This window comes from Mucilaginibacter sp. P4_G9, assembly GCF_056400985.1.
Genome location: NZ_JBFUKF010000187.1, coordinates 1 through 10,272 on the forward strand (window position 1 = coordinate 1; position 10,272 = coordinate 10,272).

The 10,272-nt window shown below is 42.1% G+C and carries 8 protein-coding genes; 6 read left to right on the top strand and 2 right to left on the bottom strand.

The window, feature by feature from the left end; all coding sequences use genetic code 11:
* Positions 1-183: 183 nt before the first annotated feature.
* Positions 184-1,110, top strand: a complete 927-nt coding sequence (locus AC1DPZ_RS16020; RefSeq protein ID WP_477405138.1) for a cobalamin-binding protein — start codon at positions 184-186, stop codon at positions 1,108-1,110.
* A gap of 195 nt (positions 1,111-1,305) precedes the next feature.
* Entirely contained in the window at positions 1,306-3,882 is a 2,577-nt protein-coding gene (locus AC1DPZ_RS16025; protein WP_477405140.1) for a family 20 glycosylhydrolase, read from the top strand.
* A gap of 153 nt (positions 3,883-4,035) precedes the next feature.
* Here AC1DPZ_RS16025 and AC1DPZ_RS16030 read toward each other — a convergent pair whose 3' ends face one another.
* On the bottom strand, positions 4,036-5,061 hold the full coding sequence (locus AC1DPZ_RS16030) for a hypothetical protein (RefSeq protein WP_477405142.1): 1,026 nt from the start codon (positions 5,059-5,061) through the stop codon (positions 4,036-4,038).
* 161 nt (positions 5,062-5,222) lie between these two features.
* On the opposite strand from AC1DPZ_RS16030, the gene AC1DPZ_RS16035 reads away from it, so the two are divergent.
* The 4 genes from AC1DPZ_RS16035 to AC1DPZ_RS16050 all read left to right on the top strand — a co-directional run bounded on the left by AC1DPZ_RS16035 (position 5,223) and on the right by AC1DPZ_RS16050 (position 8,848).
* The gene (locus tag AC1DPZ_RS16035; protein WP_477405144.1) at positions 5,223-5,795 is read left to right on the top strand and encodes a thymidine kinase; all 573 of its coding nucleotides are present in this window, start codon (positions 5,223-5,225) and stop codon (positions 5,793-5,795) included.
* Positions 5,796-5,962: 167 nt separating this feature from the next.
* A complete protein-coding gene (locus tag AC1DPZ_RS16040; protein WP_477405146.1) occupies positions 5,963-6,331 on the top strand; it encodes a response regulator in 369 nt (122 codons plus the stop codon).
* A gap of 243 nt (positions 6,332-6,574) precedes the next feature.
* Complete coding sequence (locus AC1DPZ_RS16045) at positions 6,575-8,509, top strand: alpha-amylase family glycosyl hydrolase (RefSeq protein ID WP_477405148.1); 1,935 nt, start codon at positions 6,575-6,577, stop codon at positions 8,507-8,509.
* A gap of 147 nt (positions 8,510-8,656) precedes the next feature.
* The gene (locus AC1DPZ_RS16050) at positions 8,657-8,848 is read left to right on the top strand and encodes a cold-shock protein (RefSeq protein WP_091145844.1); all 192 of its coding nucleotides are present in this window, start codon (positions 8,657-8,659) and stop codon (positions 8,846-8,848) included.
* A gap of 576 nt (positions 8,849-9,424) precedes the next feature.
* Here the strand turns inward: AC1DPZ_RS16050 and AC1DPZ_RS16055 are convergent.
* Positions 9,425-10,270, bottom strand: a complete 846-nt coding sequence (locus AC1DPZ_RS16055; RefSeq protein ID WP_477405150.1) for a sigma-70 family RNA polymerase sigma factor — start codon at positions 10,268-10,270, stop codon at positions 9,425-9,427.
* Positions 10,271-10,272 lie beyond the last annotated feature (2 nt).

A 10,272-nucleotide genomic window follows, 5' to 3' on the forward strand; every position in this document is an offset into this window, starting at 1 on the left:
TGTTGCCGGGAGGTATGTAACCAATAAAGTTGGCTATTAGCCCGATGAAAAAGGTAAGAAATATCATTGCGGCAAAGATATGTTGTTAATTTGAAATTTGAAGATGTGATGATTTGAAAATGGGGCGCCTTTCTTTTTTAATTTCCGAATCTTCAAATCAATCTTCCGTACATTTGCATCACCATGCCAGCTGATAAAATAATTTCCTTACTACCATCTGCTACCGAAATAGTATGTGCCCTGGGACTCCAGGATAACCTCGTGGGGCGTTCGCATGAGTGCGACTATCCCGAATCGGTAAAACAATTACCGGTTTGTACTGAGGCAAATTTTCCTGATGGTTTAAGCAGCGCGGATATTGATGTGAAAGTAAAGGAAATTATTGCCGATGCTTTATCGGTGTACACGGTAAAGCGCGAGCAGATAAAGCAACTGGCCCCCGATATAGTGATTACGCAGGATCGGTGCGAAGTTTGTGCCGTATCCCTAACTGATGTAATGCTGGCTTTGGATAATTACCTGGAGAAAAAAGCCGGCATCATTTCCCTGCAGCCAAATAGCCTGCAAGATATTTTTAACGATATAGCCACCTTAGCCAGCGCTTTGAATGTGCCCCAGGCTGGTGCCAATCTACTGGAGTTGTTAAACGAACGGGTGGATATCATCAAACACAAATTAAAATTTGCAGATAACAAACCAACTGTAGCCTGTATCGAATGGCTCGATCCGATGATGGTATCCGGTAATTGGGTGCCCGGCCTGGTAAGTATTGCCGGTGGGACACCTATCCTGGCCCGGGAGGGCGAGCACTCACCTTATGTAAGCTGGGACGATATTCGCGGACAAAATCCCGAAATCATAGTTGTAATGCCCTGCGGTTTTTCTATAGAGCGTACCTTAAAAGAAATAGATATTTTAATGCAGCTGCCCGGCTTTGCTGATGTGAAGGCTGTAAAAAATAACCAGTTATACATTGCCGATGGCAACCAATACTTTAACCGCCCTGGTCCGCGGATAGTCGACTCTATAGAAATCCTGGCCGAAATCATCCGTCCCAAACAATTTGCCTTTGGCTACGAGGGCGAAGGATGGATAAAGTTTAGCCTGTAGGGTTTGCCGCCAATCGTACTTACCTAACTTAGCTTTCTAATCTCGTCGCTTTGTCATTCTCACCTTCAGGGTTCCCGAATTTTATAATCCGATGGTTATACACAAATCAATCTGATAATAAAATTTCAACTTATTAAAATTATTTAAAAAGTTGCATATATTTACGTGTCCAATATTATCAAACACTAAAATTATATGCGCAAAATTTTTAACCTGCTGCTTCTCGGGGCATTTTTTATAGGTACCGCTTTTAAAACTGCCGATGCAATAAAATTTAATGCCGCCGATTTGCGCATTAGCTGGGAAGTAATGGACGATAACTACCAGGGTAAAAATGAAGCATTGACCGTACTGGTGATCACCAACAGTGGTAAAGATGTATTGCCTGCCGGGGGATGGAAGTTTTACTTTAATTCGGGCCGTGGTTTTACCGAGAATGCGGTAAGTGGTAACGCTAAAATAAACCAGGTTAACGGCGACTTGTACAGCATTACCCCGACTACCGGTTTTAAAGAACTAAAACCCGGCGAATCTGCCCGTATTGAATATGTGAATGACGACCCCGTGATAAACATTACTGATGCCCCCGAGGGTATTTACCTGGTGTGGGATGCACAGCCCGAAAAGGGTTACAGTATTGGCTCTTTTGATATAAAACCCTATAAGCCTACCTATGCAGGCTTAGTTACTCCCGAAATTGTTTACGACAGGAATAAAACCGTTACCGATATCCCGGCCGATCAGCTGCCTAAAATTTTGCCTACCCCGGTAAGTTATACCGAAACAGGCGGAATCTTTACAATTGATGGAAAAACAGCAGTTATTGCAGATAAGGAATTTGCAAAAGAAGCAAACTATACATCTGCAAATATTGGCGCGTTGGTTGGTAAACCACTAACTATTGCTACAAATGCACCGGGCCCGGCTATCTCCCTGAAAAAGGTCGATGGTATTAGCGCCGAAGGATATGAACTTAAAGTAACGCCCCAATCTGTTGTTATTAATGCATCGACTTCAGCGGGCGTTTTTTACGGTATCCAGTCCTTAAAAACATTGATTCCACCAACTACTACTAAGGCTCAAAAAAGTATCAAAATTGCTTGTGTTGATGTAAAAGATGCCCCCCGCTTCCCGCACCGCGCTGTGATGCTGGATGTAGCCCGTAACTTTCAAACCCAAAAGCAGGTGATCAAACTGCTGGAGGCGATGAGCCTTTATAAACTGAATGTACTACACCTGCATTTAACGGATGATGAAGGATGGAGAATAGAGATCCCATCGTTACCCGAGCTTACTTCTGTAGGGTCAAAACGTGGGCATACTTTGGATAGCAAAAATCATTTACCGGCATCGCATGGTTCGGGGCCGGACGTGGATAATCCTTATGGTACTGGTTTTTATACGAAGGCAGAGTATATCGAAATTTTAAAATACGCTACAGATCGCCATATTACCGTAATCCCCGAAATAGAAACGCCGGGTCATGCCCGTGCAGCTATCAAAGCTATGGATGCCCGTTATGACAGACTGATGGCCGGGGGTAAAAAAGACGAAGCCACTAAATATTTACTGCGCGACCTGGATGATAAATCCGAATATCGCTCTGTTCAGTATTGGAATGATAACGTGATGAATGTATCGCTGCCATCAACTTATACTTTTGTTGAAAGGGTTGTTGATGACCTTATCAGCATTTATAAAGAAGCCGGTGCACCATTGCCAACCATTCATTTTGGTGGCGATGAAGTGCCGCCGCATGTATGGGAAAAATCGCCTGCTTACATCGCCTTAAAAGCTACCCATCCCGAAATACAAAGTACCGGCGATCTGTGGTATTATTTTTACGCACGTGTCAACCAGGTATTGAAAGCTAAAGGCATCCGCCTATCCGGCTGGGAAGAAATGGCCCTGCGCAAAACCAAGGTTGATGGTAACGATACCTATGTACCCAATCCCGATTTTACAGGCGAGCACCTGCAGGCCGATGTATGGAACAATGTTTTGGGCGGTGGCCAGGAGGACCTGGCTTACAAGCTTGCAAACGGCGGCTACAAAGTAGTGCTTACCTGCGTTACCAATTTGTATTTTGATATGGCCAATTATAAATCATTTGATGAGCCAGGCTATTATTGGGGTGCGTTTTTGGGGATTGATAAGTTTTATTCTTTTATTCCTTATGACTACTTTAAAAACGCCGATGTAGACAAAAATGGCGCACCTATAAACAGGGCCATATTTTTAGGCAAGCAACGCCTTACCGATTATGGTAAAAGCAATATTATTGGTTTGCAGGGTGCGCTATGGGCCGAAACTGTGAAAGGCCCCGCGCGTATGGACTATATGATTTTCCCGCGCCTGTTTGGCCTGGCGGAGCGTGCCTGGGCACAGGATCCTGCCTGGGCTACCGAGAAGGATCCTATAAAAGCTCAACAGGAATACCAGTTGGCATGGTCTACCTTTTTAAATGTATTGGGTAAAAGGGAAATGCCGCGCTTGAGCTACTATAACGGCGGTTATAACTACCGTGTACCAAAACCTGGTATCAGCCTGCAGGAAGGTAAATATTCAAGTAATGTAGAATTTCCCGGTTTAACCATACGTTATACTACCAACGGTAAAGACCCTGATGCTAACAGCAAAGTTTACACCGGACCAGTTGACCATAAAGGCGGCGAGATAAAGTTCCGTGCCTTTGACCCTAAAGGCAGGGGAGGAAATGTAGCTACAGGTGGTGAGGTTGCTGAAGGAAAGAAACAGGGATCGACCTTGTAAGTCTGGTGTTCTAAGTCTTAAGTCGAAAGTCAAAATAGTGGCAAAAAAAATCCGCAAGTCAAAACAATTGACCGCGGATTTTTTTTGTGACTAATGACTAATGACTAATGACTAATGACTAATGACTAATGACTAATGACTAATGACTAATGACTAAACCGTAGGATATCTTCTCCTTAAAAGAGCGTAGAACTTTTCGGCGGTCGAGGCTTTGCCATCCCAGTTGTTTTTGGCAACATAGTTGGTTTTCAAAAAGCGTTCGGCTTCTTCAAAGGAGTTAAAGCGGTTCACTATTTCAATAGCTTCGCTATAGGCCAGGCTGTAGCCGTTAAAAAGATCTTTAATATAAAGCAGTTTATCATTCAGGTTAATGGCCGATTTAAGATCGGTAACAGGCAAGGCGTTTACCTGTGCCGACAAACCATTTTCCCTCTCGGCTTTTTGTGCCGACATTTTTTGATTAAAGGTAAGTATCTGATCGCTTTCGGCTTTTGCAATTTCTGGTTTAGCAATTATCGGTTTAAATAGTTCTGACTGGGCTGCTGGTTCTGTTTTTTCAACCATTGGTTCCGTTGTTGCCACCTGCACCTGTTGTTCAACTATTGCCACAGGTTCGGCGGTCTTTGCTTCCTCCTGGGGGATGCTTACTTCCGCTGTTATCAATTCAGTGCTAATGGTTTCGGGCTCTCGCTGTTCAAATGTATATGAATCAGCTGTGCTCTCTAACTCAGTATCAATTACCGGCTCAGGCTCATCCTTAACGGCTATAAGGGTGGCTATTTCGGTTTTAACAGGGTTATAAGGCGGTTGAACCGGTAACTCAGCTTCATTGCTTAATTCAAGTTTAGCTTCAACAACAGGCTTTTGCTGTACAACGGGCTCAAAAAACCTGCGTTCGTGTATGGGTTCCTGTTTGGATATGGGAGTAGTTGCCGGTTGGGGTTTTTCAATAACAGGTTCAGGTTTTACAACAACTTCCTGTTTTGCGGCAGGAGGTGTATTGCGTTCATGAATTTTACGTAATATTTCGGCATGGTCTTTTAAAAAATGTGCGTTGGCTACAAAAAGCTCCAGTTCAAGTTCATTCAGGTCGCTACTGTCGGCTTTAAGGTAATCATATTGGTCATTAAGCTCTTGTAAAATGCCACCGATCTTTTTAAATACATCCATTTGCTTCATGGCTTCAATGTTAGAAAAATGCTTATCAAAAATAGGATAAAATTCTGATATTTGACGTTTTGTTATAAGTTACCTATCGTAAATGCAGGCAGGGAATTAGCATCGATTTTGCATTCGGGATATAGTGTTTAATAATTTGATTTTTAGAGTTTATTGATATAATGGTATACCACGAGGATGTTTTTAGGCGGAAGAGTGAATTTGGCGGCAGTATTGAACTGATTTGCGGATCGATGTTTTCGGGTAAAACCGAGGAACTGATCAGGAGGCTTAATCGCGCCCGTATTGCCAGGTTAAAGGTAGAGATCTTCAGCCCGAAAGCAGATACCCGCTATGGCGAAGGAGCGATTATTTCGCACAATGCCAGCAAATTTTCTTCAACCCCGGTGGATAGTGCTTCGGCTATATTRCTGCTGGCCAATGATGCCCATGTAATTGGTATTGATGAGGCCCAGTTTTTTGACGACCAACTGCCCGATGTTTGTACCATACTGGCCAATAGGGGTATCCGTGTTATTGTGGCAGGGCTGGATATGGATTTTAAAGGCCGCCCTTTTGGCCCTATGCCGGCTATAATGGCAATTGCCGAGTCTGTTACCAAATTACATGCCGTATGCGTTCAATGCGGTAATCCGGCTTTATACTCGTACCGCCTGGTGCCCGATGAAAGTAAAATATTATTGGGCGAAAAAGAAAGTTACGAACCCAGGTGCCGTGTTTGCTATAACAGCTAATTTTAAATCCCGGTTTTTTTCTTCATTAAATGGATAAAGTAAAACAAAAGGTGATCCCTTGTGTGTTATTCTTTTGAGCGGATATAAGCAATTGGATTATGAATTATAGGTAAATTTTATAATTTTTAATTAAATTGCTTATATTCGATCCTAACTATGAGCACGCTATGGCGAAGAAAATTTTAGTGATCGAAGATGATAAGGATATTCGGGATACCATTGTGTATGTTCTGGAAGAAGAAGATTACGAAGTTATAGCTTCTGATAATGCCCGCATCCTGAAACGACTGACCGAGATAGATCCCGACCTGATCCTGCTGGATAACTGGCTTACCGACTGGAAAAGCGATGCAAGCGGGCAACAACTGAGTAAAGAACTTAAAAGTAATCCGGCAACCAATGGTATTCCGGTTATCATTGTATCGGCAGTAAATAATATTGAAGAGATTACAAAAGAAGGTAATGCCGACGGATACCTGAAGAAGCCGTTCGATCTTACAGAACTGGTAAACGTTGTAAAAAAATATGTTAAATGATATAAATATCAGTATAATTAAAAAATGGCCTCCCGGTATAATCAGGAGGCCATTTTATTTATAGCTTAACCCCAAAACCAATATTGAATGTTATTGGCATCGCTAAAGCTTTTGCTGGTATAGCTCAACTGCAGGGCGCTGCTTAGGTGCTAACATCCTGAGGGATTTTATTTTGAGTATTTCTGTACTTAAATAAAAAATTCAGACTACTTTTATAGAACCAATTTTATAAACATATCATATATGATAATCAAAAACTTTTACTTTTTGCTGGTCGGCTTGCTGCTGATCAGTTTTACTGCATGCAAAAAAACATCTCCTTCTACGGGAGGTTCCGGGAACGTTCCCGGTGATACGGTGGTGAGCGGTGGAAAAGAATTGCCGGCAGGAACTGTAGATGGAGTTACCTACATAAATTCCGGTAAATCAGTTATTTTTAATTTATATGCTCCATCAAAAACATCAGTAAGCGTAATTGGCGATTTTAACAACTGGGCGGCAAGTGCCAAATATGCCATGAATCATACCCCGGATGGTAAGCGCTGGTGGGTCCAGGTTGATAACCTGGATGCCAATACAGAATATGCTTACCAGTATTTAATTGACGGCAGCCTTAAAGTGGCCGATCCATATACCGAAAAGGTGCTCGATCCGGATAACGATAAATATTTAACTGCCGATACCTATCCGGGCTTAAAAGCGTACCCAACCGGGAAAACAACCGGTAATGTAAGCGTGATGCAGGCGAGCCAGCCAGCCTATAGTTGGAAAAATACAACCTTCGCCCGTCCCGAAAAAAAGAAACTTGTTATTTATGAACTCCTTGTGCGCGATTTTATTGACAAACACAATTACCAAACCTTAAAGGATACCCTAAACTACCTTGCAAACCTTGGTGTAAATGCCATTGAGCTGATGCCCATCAACGAGTTTGAAGGTAACCTTTCATGGGGATATAATCCATCGTTTTACTTTGCGCCCGATAAATACTACGGTACTAAAAATGCATTAAAGGCATTTATTGATGAGTGCCATTCGCGAGGCATCGCGGTTATCCAGGATATGGTGCTTAATCATTCATTCGGGCAATCGCCAATGGTACAAATGTATTTCAATACAGCTGCCGGCAAACCTGCTGCCAATAACCCATGGTATAATATTGATCCCACGCATCCTTATAACGTGGGGTACCAGTTTAACCACGAGAGTGCGGCCACCAAATATTTTGTAAAAAACGTAATAAAGTTCTGGATGCAGGAATATAAAATAGATGGTTTCCGTTTCGACCTTTCCAAAGGCTTTACACAGGTTAATTACGGCACCAGCGATGCCGCTGTTGGTCCCTGGGGGCAATATGATGCCAGCCGGGTGGCTATCTGGAAAGAGTATAATAACTACATTAAAAGCATCGACAATAATAACTTTTATGTGATACTGGAGCATTTTGCGGCCAACCAGGAAGAGAAAGAGCTGGCTGGGGAAGGGATGATGTTGTGGAACAATTTAAATTATAATGCCAATGAAGCCACTATGGGCTGGTTAACTAATTCAAATTTCAAGGGAATATTTTATGATCAGCATACATTTACCCTGCCTTACCAGCTGGTAGGCTATTTTGAAAGCCATGACGAGGAACGCCTGATGTTTAAAAATGAAGCCTACGGCAACGCAGCCGGCAGTTATAGTGTAAAAGAAATACCAACCGGCTTAAAGCGCGAAGAAATGGCTGCCGCGTTCCTATTATCGGTACCTGGCCCTAAAATGATATGGCAGTTTGGTGAGCTTGGCTATGATAAAACTATTGATCTTAACGGCCGCACGGGTAATAAACCTATACTGTGGAATTACAATGCTGATCCGTTGCGGAGGCATTTGTACAGCATATATTCACAATTGATAAACCTGCGGAAAAAGAACGCGGTGTTTGCAACTACAGATTATGTTTACAATCTTTCGGGTGCTGTTAAAACAATTCAGCTAAAGGATGCCGGTGCCAATGTTGAAGTGGTGGGTAATTTTGATGTAGCATCGCAAACAGTAAATATAACCTTCCCGTCTGCAGGTACTTATACCGATGCTTTAACAGGCGCCAGTATAAATGTTGCCTCGTCAAGCTATTCAATAACACTTGCACCTGGCGAATATCATGTGTACAGCAGCATCGCTTTGGCTCATTAACCGCGGGTTAACATGCTAATAATAAAGGCTTCGGGCGTATTCCGGAGCCTTTATTATTGACGGGCTTTTTAATAAAATAACTTAATTGCCTTATTTATAATAGATTGTTGGTTTATTAACCGTACATTTGCTTAATTAAATAAAAATATAATGCAAGGAACAGTAAAATTTTTCAATGAAAGCAAAGGTTTCGGATTTATTACACCTACAAATGGTGGTGCCGAAGTTTTTGTACACGCCTCAGGCCTTATCGACACAATCCGTGAAAACGACAGTGTTACCTACGATGTAGAACAAGGTAAAAAAGGCTTAAATGCGGTAAATGTAAAAGTAGGTTAAAACTAACTATTATATAAAGAATCGTACAAGCATCTGCTCCACAATGGGCAGATGCTTTTTTTTGTGGGTAGATTTTATTCAACCCGTAGTCGTGCCGAATTTATTTCGGCATCCCACATGCAAGGTGTACTACATGTTGGCTACCTGTCCTGTGGGATCCTGAAACAAGTTCACTGTTGTCCGGTAAAAGATTTGAATAAAACTTTTACCGGACAGCCGGTTGAGAAATGGCTGCGATATTTTCGGTAAAAACTTTTTTTTGAAGCTATAGCGCACTCACAACAGGTTAAATGGAGGAAATGTCGAAGATTGCGTGCTTTTTTTACCGGACAGCCGGTTCTTAAAAAAGAAATGAATTATTGAGTTTTTAGGGGGCTCGCTTTTGAAAATGCACAAAAAAAGGCCTTTTGTAGGCCTTTAGAGATGTTTTTATATATCAAACGAGATTTTACCGGACTACAGTGAAACAAGTTCAGGATGACGGGGGTAGAAATAGGAGCACAAAAAAAACGCGGATGATTTTTACCATTCGCGTTTCAAATATATGTTTGGATGTAGTTACATCCGGCTAATCTCTTAGTTCAAGTATGACTGTAAAAGATTTGATTTTGAGTTGTGACGTAAACGCATCAACGCTTTATCTTTTAACTGGCGTACACGTTCGCGGGTAAGGTTAAATTTCTCGCCAATTTCTTCTAAAGAATGAGCGGCATAACCACCTAAACCAAAAAACAGGATAATAACTTCGCGGTCACGTTCGGCAAGGATGCCTAATGAGCGTTTAATCTCCTGTGATAATGAATCCATCATCAGCTCGGTATCAGTTGCTGCATCAGTGCTTTGCAAAACGTCAAGCAAAGTATTTTCTTCACCTTGTATAAATGGCGCGTCCATTGATACCTGGCGACCGGCATTGCTCAATGAATCGGCAATTTTGTCAACAGATATTTCCAGGTCTTCGGCCAGTTCTTCCGGCGTTGGTTGTCTTTCAAATTCCTGCTCTAATTTAGATGCAGCTTTGTGTATTTTACTCAATGAACCTATCTGGTTCAAAGGTAAACGTACAATACGTGATTGCTCGGCAACGGCAGATAAAATGGATTGACGGATCCACCATACTGCATATGAAATAAATTTAAAGCCTTTTGTTTCATCAAAACGTTTTGCCGCTTTAATTAAGCCTAAGTTTCCTTCGTTTATCAGGTCGCCTAAAGTAAGGCCCTGGTTTTGGTATTGCTTTGCTACCGATACCACAAAACGCAGGTTGGTTTTTGTCAACCTTTCTAATGCAGCCTGGTCGCCCTCACGAATCTTCTGCGCCAGGATCACTTCTTCCTGCGCGGTTATTAAATCTACTTTACCTATCTCGTGAAGGTATTTTTCAAGCGATTGAGATTCACGATTGGTAATGGATTGGGATATTT

Excerpts from the sequence above, each read along its gene's own strand:
- AC1DPZ_RS16020 (WP_477405138.1), top strand. The coding sequence starts at position 184 with ATGCCAGCTGATAAAATAATTTCCTTACTACCATCTGCTACCGAAATA.
- AC1DPZ_RS16025 (WP_477405140.1), top strand. The coding sequence starts at position 1,306 with ATGCGCAAAATTTTTAACCTGCTGCTTCTCGGGGCATTTTTTATAGGT.
- AC1DPZ_RS16030 (WP_477405142.1), bottom strand. The coding sequence starts at position 5,061 with ATGAAGCAAATGGATGTATTTAAAAAGATCGGTGGCATTTTACAAGAG.
- AC1DPZ_RS16040 (WP_477405146.1), top strand. The coding sequence starts at position 5,963 with ATGGCGAAGAAAATTTTAGTGATCGAAGATGATAAGGATATTCGGGAT.
- AC1DPZ_RS16045 (WP_477405148.1), top strand. The coding sequence starts at position 6,575 with ATGATAATCAAAAACTTTTACTTTTTGCTGGTCGGCTTGCTGCTGATC.